We start from the raw sequence: 21,592 nt of genomic DNA on the forward strand, positions 1-21,592 counted from the left end.
AAAAGTCCGGATTTTTTTTATCTCTCCAAAGGAAGTTTGTTTTCATCAAGGGTAAAGCCTTCCCCTAAGACGTCATGGACGACGCTAACAGATACAAAGGCATGAGGATCAACCGAATTGATGACATTTTTCAGCCGGACTATCTCATTTTTCGCCACTACGCAGTATAGAACATCTCTTTCTGCTTTCGTATACGAACCGACGGCTTTCAAGCTGGTGACTCCCCGGTCCATTTCCTTCATGATTTTTGCGGCAATATCATCATTTTTATCAGAAATGATCATCGCTCCTCTTGCTGCATATGAACCTTCCTGCATAAAATCAATGACTCTTGCTCCGACGAATACAACGACGAGCGTATACATCGCTTCGCGGTAATTAAGGTATGTAATCAGGGATAAGGTAATGACGACAAAGTCAAACATGAACATGGTACGGCCCATTGACATTCCAAAGTATTTCTGGGCCAGCCTCGCGATGATATCGACACCGCCTGTCGTCCCGCCATATCGGAAAATGATGCCGAGACCAATCCCAATGAAGACACCTGCAAATAATGAGGCTAAAAATAAATCTTCATATAAAGGCATCTCGATTTGATACTTTTGGAAGATGGCCAGAAAAATGGATACACCAACCGTTCCGATAATTGTATAAAGAAAAACACTCCGGCCAAGCAGCTTCCAGCCGATGAAAAATAACGGCAGATTCAGCAAAAGGTTCGTAATTGAAGGGGACCAGCCGAAAACAAAGTAGAGAAGAAGGGTGATTCCCGTAAATCCGCCTTCTGCCAGGTTGTTTTGCATATTGAAATGAACCAGGCCAAAAGAAAAGATCGCGGCACCAAGTAAAATGAAGAAAATATTTTTTATTCGTAGGCCAAACAGCAAGATTATTCCTCCCAGAAGCTCAAGTAAACGATGTTTGATTCATTTAATTCCAAGTGGCGGGCCCTTTTGGAATCAAAAAGGTTATACAGACAGAGCCATTATATAAAATATACCCAACAAGGGCAATCTTTTACAGAATCGCAGTAAAGAGTGGGAATATTCGTATTATTCTTAATGAACGCAAAGTCCATTGAGAAAGGAATACGATGACAGATTGATGGAGGGAGTTGGCCATAATATATTTAGGAGTGAGGAATTAGCTTGAAATAAAAATATTTGTCAAAGCCTTTGCATTAAGCTAACATCGATATAGATAACCATACATAGTTAAGGTAGGGTGAGTCATGTGAGTCAACATAAAACGATGAAAGAACTTCAGCAGGAAGTGGATGATTATATAGGCCAATTCAAAGAAGGTTATTTCAGTCCGCTGGCATTGACGGCACGAATGACTGAGGAACTTGGGGAGCTTGCAAGGGAAGTGAACCATCATTATGGAGAAAAGCCAAAAAAGAGTGATGAAGAAGAGAAAACGATAGAGGAAGAGCTTGGTGACATGCTGTTCGTGATGATTTGTTTCGCCAACTCATTAAATATTGACCTCGAAGAAGCCCATAACAGGGTAATGAATAAGTTCAATACCAGGGATAAGGATCGCTGGACAAGAAAAGACAGCTAATTAAAGGAGACGGAAAGATGGATATAGTAAAAATTGTCATTGCAGGGCCAAGGGGAAGAATGGGGAAGGAAGCAGTCAATCTGGTGCTGGGAACGGAAGGATACGAATTGTCAGCAGTAGTCGACAGGAAGTATGAAGGAATGAAATTAGGCGACATCGACGGTTTCCCGGAAAGTGATGCATTGATTTACACGGACTTCGAGAAATGTCTTCAGGACGTTCAACCGGACGTGCTGATCGATTTGACGACTCCTGAAGTCGGAATGTACCACACAAAAACGGCTCTTACATACAAAGTGCGGCCGGTGGTTGGAACCACTGGGTTCAGTAAAGAAGACCTGGCGGAGCTTGAACAGTTAAGCCAGGAACAGGAAACAGGTTGTATCATCGCTCCTAATTTCGCGGTGGGCGCTGTATTGATGATGAAGTTCTCGCAAATGGCTGCTAAATATTTCAGCGACGTGGAAATCATTGAACTGCATCATGACCAGAAGCTGGATGCACCGTCGGGAACTGCAGTGAAAACAGCCCAGATGATTGCCGATGTCAGGGAATCTAAAAAACAAGGACACAAGGATGAGAAGGAGACCATCCAGGGAGCACGCGGGGCTGAATATGAGGGGATGCATATTCACTCGGTGAGACTTCCAGGTTTGATTGCCCATCAGCAGGTCTTATTCGGTGCAGACGGACAAACACTTACAATCCGTCATGATTCATACAACCGGAACTCCTTCATGTCCGGTGTAAAGCTTGCCGTTGACACAGTCATGAAAATGGACTCCTTTGTATACGGATTAGAGAATATTATTGAATAGGGGAGAAACAATGAATATTGCCTTAATCGCCCATGATAAAAAGAAAGATGACCTTGTGGGATTTGCAGTGGCTTACAAGGAGATTTTTGAACAGCATACATTATTTGCTACCGGTACAACCGGATTGCGCATAATGGAAGCCACAGGTTTGAAGGTGGAAAGATTTCGGTCTGGACCGCTCGGGGGCGACCAGGAAATCGGAGCAAGAATTGCAAATAATTTAATGGATGCAGTATTCTTTTTCAGGGATCCGCTTACTGCGCAGCCCCATGAACCGGATGTAACTGCTTTGGTCCGCCTTTGCGATGTATATTCCGTGCCGCTTGCGACCAATATGGGTACAGCAGAGGTCCTGATCAAAGGGATCGAAAGAGGCGACCTCGAATGGCGAAATATTGTGAAAGAGGAACATGGTGATACGAATGGAAGCAATGAAGCTTGATATCCTGGCTATTGGCGCCCATGCTGATGATGTTGAAATTGGCATGGCCGGAACGATTGCTAAGTATGCCGCTGAAGGAAGAAAAGTAGGAATCTGTGATTTGACGAAAGCAGAAATGTCTTCGAATGGCACGGTCGAATCAAGGGGGCATGAAGCAAGAACCGCAGCTGAAATCCTTGGCATCCATACGAGGGTCACCCTGGACCTTCCTGACAGAGGCTTGTATATAAAAGAAGAATACATAAAAGAAATCGTAAAAGTCATCAGGACCTATCGTCCGAATCTAGTGTTCGCGCCATATTTTGACGACCGTCATCCTGACCATGGCAGCTGTTCCCGCCTTGTCGAGGAGGCGGTCTTTTCGGCGGCAGTCCGGAAGTTTGATGAGGACAGCGGCTTGAGTCCCCACAGGCCTGCAGCTTTGTATTTTTATATGATCAATGGATTTCATAAACCAGATTTCGTGATTGATGTTTCTAATCATATAGATAAAAAAATCGCCTCACTTAACGCCTACGAAAGTCAATTTTCAAAAGGTGCAGGCACTTTCGACACACCGCTAGTGAACGGTTATATCGAAACGGTGGAGGCTCGTGAAAAGCTATTTGGCAAGGAAGTCGGTGTTTCATACGCAGAAGGCTTCTTGTCCAAAAAACCATTGTTAATCCATAGGGATCTGTTAGGGGAAGGAAAATGAAGAAATTAAAAATCGGGATTACCTGTTACCCGACGGTAGGCGGGTCAGGGGTAGTCGCTACAGAACTTGGGAAGCTGCTGGCAGAAAAAGGGCATGAAATACATTTTATCTCTTCCAGTCTTCCATTCCGCCTTAAAAAGGTGTATCGCAATATCTACTCGCATGAGGTAGAGGTGAACCAGTATTCTGTCTTTCAATATCCTCCATATGATATTGCTCTTGCCAGCAAAATTGCTGAGGTGGCCGTTCTGGAGAATCTCGATGTCCTCCATGTTCATTACGCCATCCCTCATGCCGTTTGCGCAATATTGGCACGCCAGATGAGCGGGCGGGACCTGAAAATCGTGACAACACTCCATGGCACTGATATCACGGTACTAGGTTATGACCCATCCCTGACGGATGCCATTCGCTTTGGCATTGAGAAATCGGATTGTGTAACAGCTGTGTCGAACTCTCTGATTCAGCAAACTCACGATTTAATCAAGCCTAAAAAGGAAATTGGCTGTGTTTACAATTTCATTGACAGCCGGATCAACAAACGTACGGACTCCACAGAGCTCAGAAAGGAATATGGGATCCTCCCTGATGAAAAAGTGATCATTCACGTGTCTAACTTCCGCCCTGTCAAAAGGGTTCCAGATGTCATCAGGACTTTTGCCGGAATCCATAAGCAAATGCCGGCGAAACTTTTACTTGTCGGAGATGGTCCTGAGATGAAGGGGGTCTGCAGTCTGGCAAGTGAGCTTGGTGTACGTGACCAGGTGCTCCTTCTGGGCAAACAGGAAAGAGTCGAGGAGTTATATTCACTGAGTGATCTGATGCTCTTGCTTTCTGAAAAAGAAAGCTTTGGTTTGGTCGCGTTAGAAGCAATGGCATGTGGGGTTCCATGTATCGGAACAGATATAGGAGGTATTCCTGAAGTGATTGTTGATGGTGAAACTGGCTACATCTGTGAACTGGGGAATATAGAAGAGTTTACGAAGAAGGCAGTGGAGATCCTCTCAAATCCTGACATCCACAAACGTTTCTCGATGAACTCAGTTGAACGGGCATTAACGAAATTCAGCGCTGAGCAAATCGTTTCTGAATACGAAGATATTTACTACAGCCTTGTTAAGGTGGATGAGCAATGATCGCGAAGCCCTTCCTTCAGGCTGTACCAGTATTGGAACTAATAGAAGAATCCGGATTTGAAGCCTATTTTGTCGGAGGGTCTGTCCGTGACCACATTCTTGGACGTGAAATCTCGGATGTCGATATTGCTACTTCTGCTCTGCCGGATGAACTGAAAGAGATTTTTCCTAAAACGGTTGATCTCGGAATTGAACATGGGACAATACTCGTTCATTACAGAGGCGAATCATATGAAATCACGACATTTCGTTCCGAAGCCGGCTACACAGACTTTCGCAGACCGGATCAAGTATCGTTCATCCGGTCGCTGAGAGATGATCTTCAGCGCCGGGATTTTACGATGAATGCCATTGCGATGGATAAAGAAGGCAACATCCTTGACCCATTTTCAGGGGTAGAGGCAATCTCGCAGAAGAAAATTGCCACAGTAGGCAATCCTGAGGAGCGTTTTGGTGAGGATGCTTTAAGGATGCTAAGGGCTGTCCGGTTCCTCTCCCAATTATGCTTCTCGATAGAAAAGCGGACTTATGATTCGCTTGTAAAACAGTGCCATCTTCTGGATAATATCGCCGTTGAACGGAAAACAGTAGAATTCGAAAAAATGCTGAAGGGGCAGAACAGGAACGAGGCCATCCGGTTATTGGCTTCAAGTGGAATGCATCAGTATTTGCCGGGTCTGAAAAATCATACAGAGCCATTATTCCAGTTTTCTGTTAGCTTGTTCAAAGACCTTCAAATTAGTGAAGCATGGGTTTTGCTGTTATTCCATTTGGAACTTAAGGGGAAGGAAGTGGAAGAATTCCTGAGATCCTGGAAGCTTCCAGTCCAAACGATCAAAAGGTACAAGCTCATTTACTCGTGGGTACTGGAACGGAACAATGGCCAGAGCTGGACCGTGGAAACTGTATATAAGGCAGGCATAGACATTGCCCTGAGTGCTGAAAAGGTATTCACGTGCCTGCATACTGGGAAGGATGAAAGCAGAAGGATCATTCATCTGTATGAAAGTCTGCCGATCCGAAATAGGCAGGAACTGATGGTGTCAGGAAATGATATCATGTCATGGCTGGGCGAAAAGCCAGGACCATGGCTTCGTGATGTGCTTGAGGAAGTTGAAAGAGCAGTGATTAATGGCAAGGTACCAAATGACAAGGAGAAAATTAAGGTATGGCTGAACGGGCTCAATCGGAAATCAGAAAAAAGTTAATAGATGCCTTTACCAATAATGAATCGGAATATCTGTCTGGCCAGCATCTGGCTGACATTGCTGGCTGTTCACGAACTGCCGTATGGAAGCATATTGAAGACCTTCGCAGTGAAGGGTTTGAGTTTGAGGCAGTGAGAAGAAAGGGGTACAAGATTGTGTCCATCCCCGACCAAATGACGGCTGATAAAATTAATCTGGGATTGAAGACAGCATTTTTAGGCCGTAATTTACATTATCACGACAGTATTGAATCCACCCAAAAACTTGCTTACCAGCTTGCATATAACCATGCTGAAGAAGGAACAGTCGTGATCGCAGAGGAACAGACTGCAGGCAGGGGGAGGATGGACAGGAAATGGCATTCCCCGAAATACACTGGAATTTGGATGAGTTTGATCCTTCGCCCGAAGATCCCAATTCCCAAAGCACCGCAGTTAACCTTGATTACAGCTGTCGGTGTTGTTCAGGCAATTGAGGAAGTAGCTGGACTTTTGCCTGAAATCAAATGGCCCAATGATATATTGATCAATGGGAAGAAAATAACAGGTATCCTTACGGAACTGCAAGCTGAAGCTGACCGAATCAATTCCATCATTATCGGAATTGGTGTCAACGTGAACACAAAGAAAGAAGATTTTCCGGAGGAGATTGGAAAGATTGCTTCCTCTTTGGCAATTGAATCTGGCCAGGCTGTTGACAGGGAGAAGCTGATCCGGACGATTTTAGAAAAGCTCGAAAAACTTTATTTAGTCTATCTCGAGCAAGGGTTTTTCCCGATTAAACTGTTGTGGGAAAGCTATGCAGTAAGCATTGGCAAAAATATTACTGCCCGCACTCTTACAGGTGAAATCAAAGGAAAAGCCATCGGAATAACGGAAGATGGAGTATTATTGATTGAGGATTCCGAAGGAAAGATTCATAATATCTATTCTGCTGATATCAGAATTGAAGAATAAATTCGTCAGGTAGCCAAAATAATAGTGATTTGCTATAATCTTATCTGGGCGGTATCGCAAGAACTGCACCTTTTATTGTTTGGCAAGATAATAAAATAATTCTGCCTGGATCCGACAGCGGACTGGGACAGAGGGATGAAACAAGAACAGGCTTCAAAGGGTCCTTCTGGCATAGATGGGTCCTTTTTTAGTGTGTGGCTTTGATGGATTGTTTTATCGCCTCTTCACAAAAAGGAGGAACGAAAATGAAACAAACAACTGATTTCTTAAAAATGAAGCAAAACGGCAGCAAGATCGTCATGGTGACAGCCTATGATTATCCTTCAGCTAAACATGCTGAACAAGCAGAGGCTGACATGATCCTGGTGGGAGATTCCCTGGGCATGGTTGTACTTGGTTATGATTCCACAGTACCTGTGACGATGGAGGATATGATTCACCATTCCAAAGCCGTACGACGCGGTGCAGGCAGTACATTCATCGTAGTCGATTTGCCATTCATGAGTTATCACCTGTCCATCAGAGATACGCTTTTGAACGGAGCCAGGATCATGCAGGAGACCGGAGCAAATGCTGTTAAGCTCGAAGGTGCAGATGATGTAATTGATCATATTAAGGCATTAACGAATGCTGGTGTACCTGTCGTGGCGCATCTTGGGCTGACTCCGCAATCAGTAGGTGTCCTTGGAGGATATAAAGTCCAAGGGAAAAGTGCGGATGCCGCTAGAAAACTGATGGAGGATGCAAGGAAATGTGAAGAGGCAGGAGCCTTTGCCATTGTCCTGGAATGTGTTCCGAAACAGCTGGCCGAACATGTAAGCCAGGCCCTGTCAATTCCGACAATTGGCATTGGAGCCGGAGCAGAGGTGGATGGCCAGGTCCTTGTATACCACGATATTATCACCTATGGAGTAGACCGGGTACCGAAATTCGTCAAGCAATATACTAATGTAAATGAGCAAATTACTGCAGGGTTGAATGCTTATGTTGCTGAAGTGAGACATAAAGCGTTCCCTGAAGATAAACATAGTTTTACCATGAAGGAAGAAGAATTGCAGGCATTATATGGAGGCAGGGAATGAAGATCATAACTACGATTGCAGAAATGCAGCAGCAAATGCTAAGGCTGAAATCTGATGGGAGAACCATTGGTTATGTGCCTACCATGGGCTACCTGCATGAAGGACATATGTCATTGATGAAGAAGGCTCGTCCTGAGAATGACATTTTGGTCCTGAGCATCTTCGTGAATCCCCTTCAATTTGGGCCGAACGAAGATCTCGATGCATATCCCCGGGATTTCGAAAGGGACCATCAAGTGGCCGAGGCGGAGGGAGTGGATATCATTTTCTACCCATCTGCAGAAGAAATGTACCCTTCAAAGGCGTCGATCTCAATCTCTGTAGTAGAGCGGACAGATGTTTTATGCGGCAAGTCCAGGCCGGGACATTTTGACGGAGTAGGAACAGTCCTGATGAAATTGTTCAATATTGTACTGCCGACACGTGCCTACTTTGGATTAAAGGACGCGCAGCAGGTTGCTGTCGTTGACGGACTCATAAAAGATTTTAACTTCCCGATTGAGCTTGTACCGGTGGATACTGTTCGAGAAGAAGATGGTCTTGCAAAAAGCTCACGGAATGTTTACCTTAGTGAGGAAGAAAGAAAGCAGGCACCAGAGCTGAACAAGAGTCTGCAGATAGCAAGGGAAGCGATCGAAAGCGGAGAACGCAACCCCGGGCAACTCATTCGCCTGATGGCTGAACATATTAATGATCACACAACAGGGGCCGTTGATTATATTGAAATCTATTCATACCCTGATTTAAAGGAGCTCGAAACAATAAAAGGGAAAATCATCATTGCCCTTGCAGTCAAGTTTTCAAAAGCAAGGCTGATCGACAATATTATTTTAGAAGCAGAATAACTTTTATAGGGGGAATACAATCTATGTTCCGCACCATGATGAATGCTAAAATACATCGAGCTAGAGTCACAGAGGCAAATTTGAATTATGTTGGCAGCATCACCATCGACAGTGAGATCTTGGACGCCGTTGGGATGGTACCCAATGAAAAGGTCCAGATTGTAAATAATAATAATGGCGCCCGTTTCGAGACGTATATCATCCCAGGGGAAAGAGGCAGTGGTGTTGTCTGCCTGAATGGAGCAGCAGCCCGCCTTGTCCATGAAGGAGATGTGGTCATCATCATCTCTTATGCTATGGTTTCTGAAGAGAAAATCGCCACTCATCAGCCAAAAGTAGCATTGATGGATGAGAATAACCGCATCGTTGAAATGCTGAATGCTGAACCTGAGAGAACGGTTTATCTATAACGCCAAAAAACTCCCGATTCATCGGGAGTTTTTTCATACATATCCTTAGCGGGAAACTTTAAGACTAAGCATAGTCGGAGGCATGAGGTCAGCGTGTGCGACCGTTAAAGTCATATGGTTATGATTCAAGTCGGCCTTCCGCTTTCTCTTTTATAAATTTTGTGTTACGGTTTTGTTTGACTGAATGGTAGAGGTGTATTGGAATGAGCCAAAAATTTGTAGTGATCGATTTGGAAACGACGGGTAACTCCCCTAAAAAGGGAGACAGAATAATACAAGTTGGGGCAGTCATCATTGAAGAGGGGAAAATTACAGGGCGATTTTCGTCACTTGTCAATCCTCAGCAGAAAATTCCTGCATTCATTGAAGAGCTGACGGGCATCTCGGATTCTATGGTAAAAGGTGCCCCATTGTTCGAGGAAATTGCTCCCCATGTTTCCAGTATGCTGGAAGACGCATATTTTGTGGCTCACAATGTTCTGTTCGATCTTTCGTTTCTGCAAGAAGAACTATTAAAGGCCGGCTGCGAAGGGTTTTATGGTCCTGTTATTGATACGGTCGAACTGGCAAGGATTCTTTATCCGACAGCAGACAGCTTTAAGCTAGGAGATTTGGCTGCAAAAGAAGGCTTAAGCCATGACAGGCCGCATCAGGCGGACAGTGATGCGCAAGTTACGGCAGAGCTGCTATTGATCATGCTTGGTGCGGTTCATCATCTGCCGCATGTCACCCTTAAAGAACTGGCTAAGCTTTCTGAAGGGTTGAAAAGCGACCTGCATATAATCTTCGAGGATGCATTGAATGAGAAAGAGAGCAGGATTGAGGTCCTGCCGGACGATTTAGAAATATACAGGGGAATTGCTCTAAAAAGAAAGATGCCAACTGGCAATAAAGTAAAATGTTCAATAAACTATCCGGCTTCGGTGGAAGAAAAAAGGCAGTTGTTGCAACAGTCTTTTCCGGCTTTTGAGGTTAGAGAAGGCCAATACGAGATGATGGATCTTGTCTATAAAGCATTCTCGAGCAATGGCCACGCATTGATCGAAGCGGGTACAGGCGTTGGAAAGTCAATTGGATACCTTGTTCCGGCTGCGGTATATTCATTGAGTAATCAAGTCCCTGTGATTATCAGTACGTATACCACACAGCTGCAGGAGCAGCTATTAACAAATGATGTACCTAAACTGGCAGCAATGCTGGGAATGGGAATGAAGGCGGCACTGGTAAAAGGAAGAAGCCATTATATCAGCATGGCAAGATTTGAACAGTCGCTGAGGGATATCGAGGAGAATTACGATACGGCCCTTACAAAAATGCAGATCCTTGTCTGGCTGACACAATCAGAGACTGGCGATTATGACGAGCTCAACTTATCAAGCGGGGGAAATCTTTATTGGAACAAGGTGAAAAATGAACCATCCATGTTCCTGAAGACCAGGCATTGGGATGACTATGATTTTTACAAACGAGCGATTGATAAGGCCAGGGAAGCTGACATTTTAATAACGAATCACTCTTTGCTGCTGGCGGATCTGACTTCAGATAACAGTATGCTGCCAGAGTATCAGTATGTAGTTCTTGATGAAGGCCATCAATTCGAAAAAGCCGCTGGAAGATATTTTGGGGAATCGCTCGACTTTATGGCCGTAAAGCTTGTACTCAATCAATTAGGACAATATGACCAGGGGCAGCTGTTTTATAAATTTGAGAAAATGCTGCCAAAGGAAAGTATGCAGAAAGACCAACCGCATGCATTTGAAATCAACCAGTTGATTGCAGATCTCGTATATGAAACGGACGAATTATTTAAACTGGCTGGTACCTATGCGAGGAAATCAATAAAATCCAAACCATCAGGAAGCAAAATCCATGCCGGCCTGGCTGCTGATCGGAACAACCGTTATTGGACGGCTCTGAAAACAACCGCCGAACGCTTCTACTTTCTTGTGAAAGACCTGAGTACCGCACTCGAACAAAGGCTCTCGGAAGCAATGCGCAATTCACGTAAATACACCATGGAGGAGCAGGCATTGTTAGAGGAGGTTGTGCAGTTGCGTTCAGATCTCGAAAAGATTCGCAGTACTGCCAGGGTTCTATTCATGGAGAGCAGCGACTATGTAAGATGGATTGAGGCAGATACAAGGGCCCTGCAGAATTCTACAACTGTGTTCGCTCGTCCTGTTCATGTTGCTGACTATTTGTCACAGCAATTCTTCGCTAAAAAGAAAAGCGTAGTGGTAACTTCGGCGACCCTTTCTGTTAACCAGTCATTTGGATTCATAAAAAAGGAGTTAGGACTTGAGCAAGTCCTGTGTGAAAGTCAGATTCCATCTCCATTTTCATATAAAAGACAGTTAAAGCTTGTCGTTCCAGATGACTTGCCGGATATAAAATCGGTATCAAATGATGATTATGTGGCGGCGATCACGGAACATATCATCTCGATCGCAGAAGCAACGAAAGGCCGCATGCTAATCTTGTTCACATCGCATGAAATGCTGAAAAAAACCTATGAATTGATCAAGGAGAGCGGATTGCTTGAGGAATTTATCCTGATTGCACAGGGGATCACAGCTGGCAGCAGGACGAGGCTGACCAGGAACTTCAAGCGCTTCGATAAGGCGATTTTGTTCGGAACCAGCAGTTTTTGGGAAGGCGTTGATATCCCGGGTGAAGATCTCTCTTGCCTCGTCATCGTAAGGCTCCCTTTTTCGCCGCCGGATGAACCTCTCACTGCGGCAAAATGCCAGTTGATCAAAGAAAAAGGAGGAAATCCTTTTTCTGAATTATCCTTGCCAGAAGCGATTCTTCGCTTCAAGCAGGGTTTCGGCAGGCTGATCAGGACATCGACAGACCGTGGTTTGATCTTTGTCTTTGACAGAAGGCTTCTTACGACATCATATGGTTATGCATTTTTAAAATCGATACCGGATGTACCGGTCGAGAAGGGTTCGATTTCCGAAATAGTTGATTCAATCCATGAATGGCTTTGAGGGATGGGTGTTTTTATGCCCAACATCATGGTTTTTCGAAAAGCCTTTTATATTTTCAGCTAAATGACGCACTCTATAGCTAGAAGTAATTGGAGGAGTGTACATGAAGCTGTTAATTGTTATCCTTGCTTTTATGAACTGGTACTATATTCCGTATGAATCTCCTTCTGCTCCTGTCGAGGTGGAAGGAGTAGACGTGAACCTGAAGAGAAATGAACTAGCTTTTACCTTCCTGGCATTAAGCGATGGAGAGGCCGCACTGATCCAGCACGCCAATGGAGAAAATATCCTGGTGAATACCGGAGGCAAGGGTACGATGAAGGAGCTTGAACGCCTGCTCACCCTTTTTCATGTCAGAGATATTTCGACAGTTATTATAACCTCAAAGGAGGGGCTGGAAAATCTCAGTGAAGTCATCACTACCTACCATGTGCGCAAGGTCTTGGCCGGAGGCTCTGCAACTCAGGGGCTTGCTGACAAGATGATTCCATCAGATATTGAATGGAAGGGGTGGAAGCAGGGAGATGTAGTGAAGCTGATGCCTGGCTTGAATGCAGAAGTGATTTTTGATGGGATGGAGGAAAATGAAGGAACCGATGTATCCTTTCAGTTTTTCCATCATCAAATCTTTTATATAAGTTCGGCAAGTCATAATTCCGAACAGTACTTCCTTGCTGAACCATTGAAAAATGTGAATATCATCAAGCTGCCTCATTATGCTGCAAAGAATACTTTCTCCGACCTGCTGATCGAGCATTTGGATCCGCAGCTGGCTGTTATTTTCAAATCTTCTGCCATCAAGCCTGATCCCGATTTGGTAGAAATGCTCCACGAAGCGTGGATTGATGTTTATTTCACAAAACAGCATGGTACTGTTACAATTAAGCTTACTGATTCAAACTACGACGTCATTACAATTATGAGCAAGGAATGATAAATGATCTGCTCTTTTATCCCTCATCTGACCGAATTAAAAAAGAAATATGCCTCTAAACGAAACATAATAAAAACTGCGCATGAGCTGCGCAGCCATTTATGTGTGTGGACTAGAAATGTTTTTTTGTTGTGTGGGTAAATCCTTACCTGTGAGGTGCTTCACCTGCTATAATGAGTGGTGTTAATTGTATTGTTGCCAGCTTTGAGCTGAACTATAAATGACAAAAATTGTGCAAGGAGAGGAAAGGGCATGGAAAGCAAAATCGAAATCGTCTCTACGGTCAAGGTTCAGAATAGTCCTGATCTGTATAAAATTGTGGACGCCTTGAACAGGACATTGAAACGAGATGACCTTATGTTTGGACTTGCATTGGACCAGGACGACCGGGAAAAAGCGATTTTCACTATTTATCGTACATGATTTCCAATGGTTATAGGTTTTTTTGTAAAAAACCTATAAAATCGGAAAATGAGCTTACATAAAGAAGGGATTCATATGAAGAAATGGATTATGCTCGGTATTCTTTTCATCGCCATTGTGACGGGAATCCTGGTAAACGTATATTTGAATGCGGTAGAACCTGTAAAAGCCGCAGAAAAGAAAGCAGTACAAATGGCATTGAAAGAAACAAACCTGTCTGATTTCCGTGATTTCAGCCTGTATAGCGGCGAAGAGACCTACTATGTCATGACCGGGAAAAATGCCAAACAGGATGATGTGTACATTTGGGTAAATGAAGAAACCGGTAAAGTAATAACAAGAAATGTAAAAAATGGTATCACGAAAAAAGAAGCTTTAAATAAACTATATCAGGAAAAAAATCCGTCTGAAATTATTGAAGTAAGACTGGGTATGGCCAGAATTCAAAAGACGGACAGGCCGGCCTGGGAAATCTATTATCGCAACAAGAACAACACCATCAATTATTATTATGTTGATTTCGATACAGGTGAAAAGTTAAGAGCTATAGATAACTTATAAAGTTGTCGCAGTCTGGCTATCAACAAATTAGGTCAAATAGGAATATGAAATTCATCATTCACAGGAGGGAAAGGGATGGAGATCCAGTTAGCAAGCAGGGTGGGAGCACTCACTCCTTCATCAACATTGGCCATCACAGCCAAAGCAAAGGAATTAAAAGCACAAGGGAAAGATGTAATCGGCCTGGGTGCAGGTGAGCCGGATTTTAATACGCCTCAGCATATTATTGATGCAGCTGTACAATCAATGAATGAGGGATTCACCAAATATACCCCATCTGGAGGGCTTCCAGAGCTTAAGAAAGAAATTGCGGCTAAATTAAAGCAAGATCAGGGGCTTGATTACCAGCCAAATGAAATCATCGTTACGAGTGGAGCGAAGCATGGTCTCTATACACTTTTTCAGGTGTTGCTTGATGAAGGTGATGAAGTGATCATCCCCATTCCTTATTGGGTCAGCTATCCAGAACAAGTAAAGTTGGCTGGAGGGAATCCGGTTTATGTGGAAGGCCGGGAAGAAAATAGCTTTAAAATTACGCCGGACCAGCTGAAAGAAAAGATCACAAGCAAAACAAAGGCTGTCATCATCAATTCCCCTAGCAATCCAACTGGGATGGTTTACAGCCGTGAAGAATTGCAAGCATTGGGCCAGGTTTGCCTGGAGCAGGATATCCTGATCATTTCTGATGAGATCTATGAAAAATTGATCTATGGAAATGCCGAACATGTTTCGATCGCAGAACTTTCAGAGGACTTAAAGAAACAGACGATTATCATTAATGGTGTGTCAAAGTCCCATTCCATGACTGGTTGGAGGATTGGCTATGCTGCAGGAAACAGCAAAATCATCAATGCGATGACCGATTTGGCAAGCCACAGTACATCCAATCCTACCACTCCGGCACAATATGCGACCATTGCCGCTTACTCCGGTTCACAGGAAGCGGTAGAGACGATGCGTTCCGCTTTTGAGGAAAGGCTAGAAATCATCCATGCAAAACTCAATAATATCCCTGGCATTAACTGTATCAAGCCGCAGGGAGCATTCTATCTTTTTCCGAACGCAAAGGAAGCCGCTCTGATGACAGGATGCAAGGATGTCGACGAGTTTGCTGAAGTATTGCTGTCAGAAGCAAATGTCGCAGTTGTTCCAGGCTCAGGGTTCGGAGCGCCGGATTACATGCGCCTTTCTTATGCGACATCGCTCGACCAGCTGGAGAAGGCAATCAGCCGGATCGATCAATTTATCAAAAGCCGTGTGTAAAAATCCATGGACGGAGAATCGGTTGACGGTTCTCCGTTTATCAAGTTTCACTGTTGCCTGTACCAAAAGGCAAATGTATAATGAAAACAATACATACTACCAGCTTTGTTTAGTTTTGGAGGGAACAATAAGTGATTAAATCTACAATTGCAGAAGTCCATAAATATGAAGGCAAAGAAGTGAAGATTGGCGCATGGCTCGCTAACAAGCGATCAAGCGGCAAAATCGCTTTTCTTCAGCTTCGTGATGGGACAGGCTTTATCCAGGGAGTCGTCGTCAAAAGCGAGGTAGCCGAAGAAGTATTCCAGCTTGCTAAATCAGTTACACAAGAATCATCCATGTATGTGACAGGGACTGTCACGAAAGATGAAAGGTCACCGATTGGATTTGAACTTCAGGTGAATGGAATTGAAGTCATCCAGCAGGCAACGGATTATCCAATCACCCCGAAGGAACACGGAACGGAATTCCTGATGGACCACCGCCATTTATGGCTGCGTTCGAAACGCCAGCATGCTGTCATGAAAATCCGTAACGAAATCATTCGTGCGACTTATGAATTCTATAACGAGCAGGGATTCACAAAAGTGGACCCGCCAATTTTAACAGGAAGTGCTCCGGAAGGAACGACTGAATTATTCCACACTAAATACTTTGATGAAGATGCATACCTGTCACAGAGCGGCCAGCTTTACATGGAAGCTGCTGCAATGGCATTGGGCAAGGTGTTCTCATTCGGGCCGACATTCCGTGCTGAAAAATCGAAGACACGCCGTCACTTGATCGAATTCTGGATGATTGAACCGGAAATGGCTTTTTACGAGCATGAAGACAGCCTTAAAGTACAGGAGGAGTATGTATCCTTCATTGTCCAGTCAGTTTTGAAAAATTGCCAGATTGAACTGAAAACATTAAACCGTGATGTTACCAAGCTGGAGAAGGTCCAGGCTCCGTTCCCGCGCATCAGCTATGATGATGCGATTAAGTTCCTTCATGAAAAAGGATTTGATGATATTCAATGGGGAGACGACTTCGGTGCGCCTCATGAAACGGCCATTGCTGAAAGCTTTGAAAAACCGGTTTTCATTACCCATTATCCAACTTCCCTGAAGCCGTTCTACATGCAGCCGGCACCAGATCGTGATGATGTCGTGCTATGTGCTGACTTGATCGCACCTGAGGGCTATGGAGAAATCATCGGTGGCTCTGAACGTATCCATGATTATGAATTACTTAAGCAGCGCATTGAAGAGCACAACCTGCCTTTAGAATCATATGAATGGTATTTGCAGCTGCGCCAATTTGGCTCTGTTCCGCATTCAGGATTTGGTCTTGGACTCGAAAGAACCGTAGCTTGGATCAGCGGAGTTGAGCACGTACGTGAATCGATTCCATTCCCGCGTTTGCTGAACCGTCTATATCCTTAAAAATAAAGGGCCCGTAAAATTATTTACGGGCCTTGTATTTTTTTCGTAACGATGGGAAATTTCACAACCATTAAAATATAGTTTATTAAGAGCCCAAAACATATAATGGCCAGGAACATTTATCGCTATTTTTCGACTAATTTCCCTTTTTAATCTTCTTCTATTTTATTACCAGCCGGGCTTGTTCATGCTATACTATGAAAAGAGGTGTCCGGAATGAAAAAAGCAGATATGTTAGATTGGCTGAAAGAAGGGAATGTGACGATTCCCGCTGTGCTTCTGACACAGTACAAAGAAATGAGATTGAATGAACAAGAACTAGCTTTGCTGCTCCATGTCTTCTATTTTTCGGAAAAAGGCAATGAATTTCCTACCCCTACAGAACTTGCAGCCCGCATGACTATATCAGCATTCGAATGCACAGATTTGCTCCGCGCACTCATTCAAAGAGGATTTATTTCCATAAATGATGGAGATTCAGCTGATGGGATCAGATATGAAAAATATTCTCTCGAGCCGCTTTGGGAAAGGCTTTTTGACCAGTTCATGCTTAAGCGGAAGCAAGAGAAAGAGCAATTGGACAGGAAGGAAGAAACCGACCTGTATACAGCCTTTGAAAGAGAATTCGGACGGCCATTATCACCGTTTGAATGCGAATCCCTTGCCATGTGGATGGACGATGACCACCACGACCCAATCATTATCAAGGCTGCTTTAAGAGAAGCTGTCATTTCGGGAAAATTGAACTTTCGGTACATAGACCGAATTCTTTTTGAATGGAAGAAGAATGGGATCAAGACGATCGAACAGGCCAAAAGCTATGGACGGAAATTCAGGCAGCATCAGAACACAACCAGGATTGCGAAAGAGGAACCGAAAGTATCGGCGAATCCAGTTCCATTCTATAATTGGCTTGAACAATAATCGCTACGGGAGAATTCATTTCTCTCTTTTTTTTAAGCTATTTTAAGCTCTTTTCGTAAACTTTGTCCCTTCCTGACACAAAAGTAAAAATCGGTTGGGTTTTTTACGGGTTATTAAAGCCTATTTGGTTAAGGTGCAGTAAGAAGAGAGTCCCGAAGCCTTACAAAATGCGGTAAAGTGTAGAATACGAAAAGCAACAATCAATGGGAAAACAGAATTTAAGAAAATATAGTTCATTAGGAATGTGGTGAAAAACATGCTGAATAAACAGCAAATCAGGTTTTGTCTAGATGAAATGGGAAGGATGTTCCCGGAAGCACATTGCGAACTGGTGCACTCCAATCCCTTTGAGCTGGTTATTGCTGTCGCTCTTTCCGCGCAGTGTACAGATGCATTGGTCAATAAAGTGACAAAAGACTTGTTCCAAAAATACAAAACCCCTGAAGATTTCTTAAGTGTTTCACTTGAAGAACTCCAGCAGGACATCCGATCAATCGGATTGTATCGGAACAAGGCGAAAAATATTCAAAAGCTTTGCAGGATGTTGATTGATGATTATGACGGCGTGGTTCCTGCTGACAGGGATGAATTGACCAAGCTGCCAGGAGTGGGCCGTAAAACAGCAAATGTCGTGGTGTCCGTTGCATTCGGCGTCCCGGCGATTGCTGTTGATACCCACGTCGAGCGAGTCAGCAAGCGCCTGGCTTTTTGCCGATGGAAGGATTCCGTGCTCGAGGTTGAAAAGACATTGATGAAGAAAATTCCCGAAGAGGAATGGTCCATTACCCACCACAGAATGATTTTCTTTGGACGATACCATTGCAAGGCACAGAATCCGAAGTGCGAGACTTGTCCTTTGCTTGAAGTGTGCAGGGAAGGCAAAAAACGGATGAAGGGTAAGACACAATGAGGGACAGGCAATTTTTGAATGAGAACGAAGTGGAAGCAATCTTAGGTCAGTGGAATCAGTGCAGAAACGAACTTGCAGAGTACTATAAGACCAGGAATATCGAGAAGGCTCAGCCTGAAATGAAAAAGGCAATTGAACTTTTTAAAGCGCTGCTATTCACAACAAATGGACTGGATCCTGAAGAGTGCGCCATTGATGATTGTAAGGCCAAGCCTGTCAATCTCCGGGAACGAATCGACTTCATTTCATCCAGGCCGAAATTATATCATTCATACATCCAGCTCTCTGAATTGTTTGCAGAGCAAGAGAAGCAGTTTGCAAAGCAGAAAGCCTTGAGTAAAGCAAAAAAGAAACGTCCTGAGTAAATTCAGGACGTTTCTTTTTTATAGGGATGATCCGATGGGAAGAGTGGAGGAGTTATTCATTATCCCCTTCCTCGTCTCCATCATCTCCATCATCTCCATCATTTGCATCATTTGCATCTGCAGGGTCGTTACTGTTGCCATTTCCGTTACCCTGGCCGTTTCCATTTCCCTGGCCATTACCGTTGCCGTTGCCCCTGCCATTTCCATTCTCATTGCCCGTTTCAACTTCATCTTCGTTTTCATCCGATTCAGGCTGAGCAGGCTCTGGTACCTGGATTTTAATAGTCGCAGGATCAGAACGTTGTTCACCTCTGACAGCGGTAACCTTGAACGAATAGATTCCGCCTGGAACAGCATTGGCAATTTTTAATCCAGTATCAGTTGTCGTGGTCAGTGGCTGTTCAGGTCCTTCATCAAGGGAAGCGGTAACCTCGAACTTGATATCCGTTGTATTTTTCTGATCAAATTCCCAGGTAAGGATGATTTCGTTTTTCTTTTCATCATATTTTGCTTCAAGTTTGCCAGGTGTTTTGATTTTATCGAACTTCTTGGAGACTTCTTTTGGAACATTGCCTTTTACTGCCCATTCGTAAAGAATCTGGTCCTTTGGAGTATACTCACTTGCAAGCTTGGCAGGCATAGTTCCTTTTTCCACCTGTACTCTTTCTACACTCTTCGGAACGGTGAAATCGGGTGTATCGACATCTTTTGAGACATGCGTCATCAAATTCCTGAAGAGCATCTGTGAAATCTTTTGTTCGTTACCATAAAGAGCTGTTCTCCTGTCTTTATAGCCGGTCCATACAGAAGCCGTGTATCTGGTTGTATAGCCGACAAACCATGAATCGGGAACGCCTCCGTTTTGGATGCCATATTCGCTGATTTCCTCTTTAGTGTAGTTGGTTGTTCCGGTTTTTCCCGCCACATGGAGTCTAGGAATATTCGCGTATGTTGCTCCGGTACCTTCTTTGATCGCAGTCTTGAGCATGTCGGAAATCATGAACGCTGTGTAATCCTTCATGACAACTTCTGTCTCAGGAGTCAGATCAATCTCTGTCTTGTCACGGAGAACGATTTTCTTGACAGAATATGGTTCAGTGAAAAATCCATTATTGCCGAATGCTGCATAAGCACCAGCCATTTCAATCGGTGCAATTTCATGCGAGCCGATTGAAGCTGATTCATAAATTGGATCCTTCAGAGTCAAGCCAAGATTAACTCCGAATTCCCTTGCTTTTTCCGCGCCGACGGCCTGGAATGCCTGAAGCGCAGGGATATTGATCGATTTTGCAAGGGCTGATCTCATTGTCATGACGCCATTGTACTTATTATTCCAATTTCGAATTGGCTCACCGGTTGTATATGTCATTGGCTTATCTTCGAGCATATGGTAGGTTCCCCAGCGCAGATGCTCGATGGCCGGACCATAATCGAGGATCGGCTTAATGGTGGAACCTGGCTGCCTCTTCTCATCAATAGCGTAATTCAATCCACGTTTTACCTGCTGGTTGCGGCCGCCGCCGATTGCGCGGATTTCGCCGGTCTGTGTATCAAGCAGTGTGATGGCTGCCTGCATGTCATCGTTTGGATACTGGACTGCAGCGTCAGTATTCAGGATGCTTTCAACATGTGTTTGTGCATTAGGATCGAGTGTCGTATAAATTTCCAATCCGTCGGAGAAAATATCAAAATCGGTTTTTTCGGTAACCTCTTCGATGACCATATCAACAAAGGCATCAAAAGGCTCTTCTTTTTTGTTCTTTCGGTCCTCTTCCTTTACAAGGGTGGACGTAACAGGGATCTTCTGTGCATTCTCTTTTTCTTCCTTTGTGATGAACCCATGCTGGTGCATCAAGGATAAAACGACGTTCCGGCGATGCTCCGCTTTTTCCGGGTTTGTAAAAGGATTATAGTTGTTAGGGCTTTGCGGCATGCCTGCAAGCAGGGCAGCTTCATGAAGCTCAAGCTCGCTCAGGTCATCCTTGCCGAAGTAAGTCTTCGAAGCCGTTAGGACACCATGCATGTTTTCAGACATATAGATCTTATTTACATACATCTCAAAAATTTGCTGTTTTGTATATTTTTGCTCCAGCTGGTAGGCAAGCCATGCTTCCTGTGCTTTCCTTGAAAGGGTTTTTTCGAATCCAAGGAAGTAGTTCTTTACGACCTGCTGGGTGATCGTCGAAGCTCCTTCAGCACCAAAGCCTTCGGTGACATTGGCGATGACGGCTCCGCCAAGGCGGATAATATCAATGCCGTTATGTTTATAGAATCTGACGTCTTCTGTTGCCAGAAAAGCATTTTCGACCAGCTTCGGTATATCTTCATAGGAGACATAGTCCCTGTTCTGGGAGCCCACTTCTGTAACGAGTTTTTTATCCATATCATAAATCTTTGAAGAGATCGGATCTTTGAGTAAGGATTCATCCAGCTTTGGCGTATCCTGTATCATAAAAGCGAAGGTAGCGATTCCAGTAAGCATGCCAATGATGCCAAGGGCGATCAGCGCCAGGAAGATTTTCTTAAACATTCCTTTTTTGGCTTTCTTGCCTGCAGGCTTTTTGTTTTTGGCTGCCTGCTGTCTGCGCCGCTCCTCTCTTGTTTGCGGTTTCTGTGCCATATATAGTTC

General features: G+C 44.1%; 21 protein-coding genes. 19 read left to right on the top strand and 2 right to left on the bottom strand.

The window, feature by feature from the left end; all coding sequences use genetic code 11:
• Positions 1-17 precede the first annotated feature (17 nt).
• Complete coding sequence (locus EJA10_RS14020) at positions 18-890, bottom strand: YitT family protein (protein ID WP_125480647.1); 873 nt, start codon at positions 888-890, stop codon at positions 18-20.
• Positions 891-1,254: 364 nt separating this feature from the next.
• On the opposite strand from EJA10_RS14020, the gene EJA10_RS14025 reads away from it, so the two are divergent.
• The 19 genes from EJA10_RS14025 to EJA10_RS14115 all read left to right on the top strand — a co-directional run bounded on the left by EJA10_RS14025 (position 1,255) and on the right by EJA10_RS14115 (position 18,963).
• Entirely contained in the window at positions 1,255-1,569 is a 315-nt protein-coding gene (locus EJA10_RS14025; RefSeq protein WP_170169147.1) for a nucleotide pyrophosphohydrolase, read from the top strand.
• Positions 1,570-1,586: 17 nt separating this feature from the next.
• The gene (gene dapB, locus EJA10_RS14030; protein ID WP_125480649.1) at positions 1,587-2,387 is read left to right on the top strand and encodes a 4-hydroxy-tetrahydrodipicolinate reductase; all 801 of its coding nucleotides are present in this window, start codon (positions 1,587-1,589) and stop codon (positions 2,385-2,387) included.
• A 10-nt stretch (positions 2,388-2,397) separates the two neighbouring features.
• Positions 2,398-2,829 carry a methylglyoxal synthase gene (mgsA, locus tag EJA10_RS14035; RefSeq protein WP_125480650.1) on the top strand — a complete coding sequence of 144 codons (432 nt, stop codon included), beginning with the start codon at positions 2,398-2,400 and terminating at the stop codon, positions 2,827-2,829.
• Positions 2,798-3,526 (top strand): bacillithiol biosynthesis deacetylase BshB1, encoded by a 729-nt coding sequence (gene bshB1, locus EJA10_RS14040; protein WP_246017800.1) that lies wholly within the window; start codon positions 2,798-2,800, stop codon positions 3,524-3,526. Before mgsA ends, bshB1 begins: the two co-directional genes overlap by 32 nt.
• Positions 3,523-4,662, top strand: coding sequence for an N-acetyl-alpha-D-glucosaminyl L-malate synthase BshA (gene bshA, locus EJA10_RS14045; protein ID WP_125480651.1), 1,140 nt, complete (start codon positions 3,523-3,525; stop codon positions 4,660-4,662). Before bshB1 ends, bshA begins: the two co-directional genes overlap by 4 nt.
• Positions 4,659-5,870: a CCA tRNA nucleotidyltransferase gene (locus EJA10_RS14050; RefSeq protein ID WP_342773924.1), complete on the top strand. Its 1,212-nt coding sequence runs from the start codon at positions 4,659-4,661 to the stop codon at positions 5,868-5,870. The genes bshA and EJA10_RS14050 overlap by 4 nt, the downstream gene beginning before the upstream one ends.
• The gene (locus EJA10_RS14055) at positions 5,831-6,826 is read left to right on the top strand and encodes a biotin--[acetyl-CoA-carboxylase] ligase (protein WP_125480652.1); all 996 of its coding nucleotides are present in this window, start codon (positions 5,831-5,833) and stop codon (positions 6,824-6,826) included. Before EJA10_RS14050 ends, EJA10_RS14055 begins: the two co-directional genes overlap by 40 nt.
• Positions 6,827-7,071: 245 nt before the next feature.
• On the top strand, positions 7,072-7,908 hold the full coding sequence (gene panB / locus EJA10_RS14060) for a 3-methyl-2-oxobutanoate hydroxymethyltransferase (RefSeq protein ID WP_125480653.1): 837 nt from the start codon (positions 7,072-7,074) through the stop codon (positions 7,906-7,908).
• Complete coding sequence (gene panC, locus EJA10_RS14065; protein ID WP_125480654.1) at positions 7,905-8,753, top strand: pantoate--beta-alanine ligase; 849 nt, start codon at positions 7,905-7,907, stop codon at positions 8,751-8,753. Before panB ends, panC begins: the two co-directional genes overlap by 4 nt.
• 23 nt (positions 8,754-8,776) lie before the next feature.
• The gene (panD, locus tag EJA10_RS14070; RefSeq protein ID WP_125480655.1) at positions 8,777-9,163 is read left to right on the top strand and encodes an aspartate 1-decarboxylase; all 387 of its coding nucleotides are present in this window, start codon (positions 8,777-8,779) and stop codon (positions 9,161-9,163) included.
• A gap of 203 nt (positions 9,164-9,366) precedes the next feature.
• The gene (gene dinG / locus EJA10_RS14075) at positions 9,367-12,156 is read left to right on the top strand and encodes an ATP-dependent DNA helicase DinG (protein WP_125480656.1); all 2,790 of its coding nucleotides are present in this window, start codon (positions 9,367-9,369) and stop codon (positions 12,154-12,156) included.
• A 103-nt stretch (positions 12,157-12,259) separates the two neighbouring features.
• A complete protein-coding gene (locus EJA10_RS14080) occupies positions 12,260-13,090 on the top strand; it encodes a ComEC/Rec2 family competence protein (protein ID WP_125480657.1) in 831 nt (276 codons plus the stop codon).
• A 252-nt stretch (positions 13,091-13,342) separates the two neighbouring features.
• Positions 13,343-13,513: a YpmA family protein gene (locus EJA10_RS14085; RefSeq protein ID WP_125480658.1), complete on the top strand. Its 171-nt coding sequence runs from the start codon at positions 13,343-13,345 to the stop codon at positions 13,511-13,513.
• A 75-nt stretch (positions 13,514-13,588) separates the two neighbouring features.
• Positions 13,589-14,074: a cell wall elongation regulator TseB-like domain-containing protein gene (locus EJA10_RS14090; RefSeq protein ID WP_125480659.1), complete on the top strand. Its 486-nt coding sequence runs from the start codon at positions 13,589-13,591 to the stop codon at positions 14,072-14,074.
• A gap of 81 nt (positions 14,075-14,155) precedes the next feature.
• Positions 14,156-15,337: a pyridoxal phosphate-dependent aminotransferase gene (locus EJA10_RS14095; RefSeq protein WP_125480716.1), complete on the top strand. Its 1,182-nt coding sequence runs from the start codon at positions 14,156-14,158 to the stop codon at positions 15,335-15,337.
• Between the two features lie 134 nt (positions 15,338-15,471).
• Positions 15,472-16,764, top strand: coding sequence for an asparagine--tRNA ligase (gene asnS, locus EJA10_RS14100; RefSeq protein WP_142999675.1), 1,293 nt, complete (start codon positions 15,472-15,474; stop codon positions 16,762-16,764).
• A 216-nt stretch (positions 16,765-16,980) separates the two neighbouring features.
• A complete protein-coding gene (locus EJA10_RS14105) occupies positions 16,981-17,688 on the top strand; it encodes a DnaD domain-containing protein (RefSeq protein ID WP_125480661.1) in 708 nt (235 codons plus the stop codon).
• Positions 17,689-17,944: 256 nt separating this feature from the next.
• On the top strand, positions 17,945-18,598 hold the full coding sequence (nth, locus tag EJA10_RS14110; protein ID WP_125480662.1) for an endonuclease III: 654 nt from the start codon (positions 17,945-17,947) through the stop codon (positions 18,596-18,598).
• Positions 18,599-18,612: 14 nt separating this feature from the next.
• The gene (locus tag EJA10_RS14115; protein WP_170169144.1) at positions 18,613-18,963 is read left to right on the top strand and encodes a YpoC family protein; all 351 of its coding nucleotides are present in this window, start codon (positions 18,613-18,615) and stop codon (positions 18,961-18,963) included.
• A gap of 52 nt (positions 18,964-19,015) precedes the next feature.
• Here the strand turns inward: EJA10_RS14115 and EJA10_RS14120 are convergent, their stop codons facing one another.
• Positions 19,016-21,583, bottom strand: coding sequence for a penicillin-binding protein 1A (locus EJA10_RS14120; RefSeq protein ID WP_125480664.1), 2,568 nt, complete (start codon positions 21,581-21,583; stop codon positions 19,016-19,018).
• Positions 21,584-21,592 lie beyond the last annotated feature (9 nt).

The organism is Mesobacillus subterraneus (assembly GCF_003937825.1).
Lineage (GTDB): Bacteria > Bacillota > Bacilli > Bacillales > Cytobacillaceae > Mesobacillus > Mesobacillus subterraneus.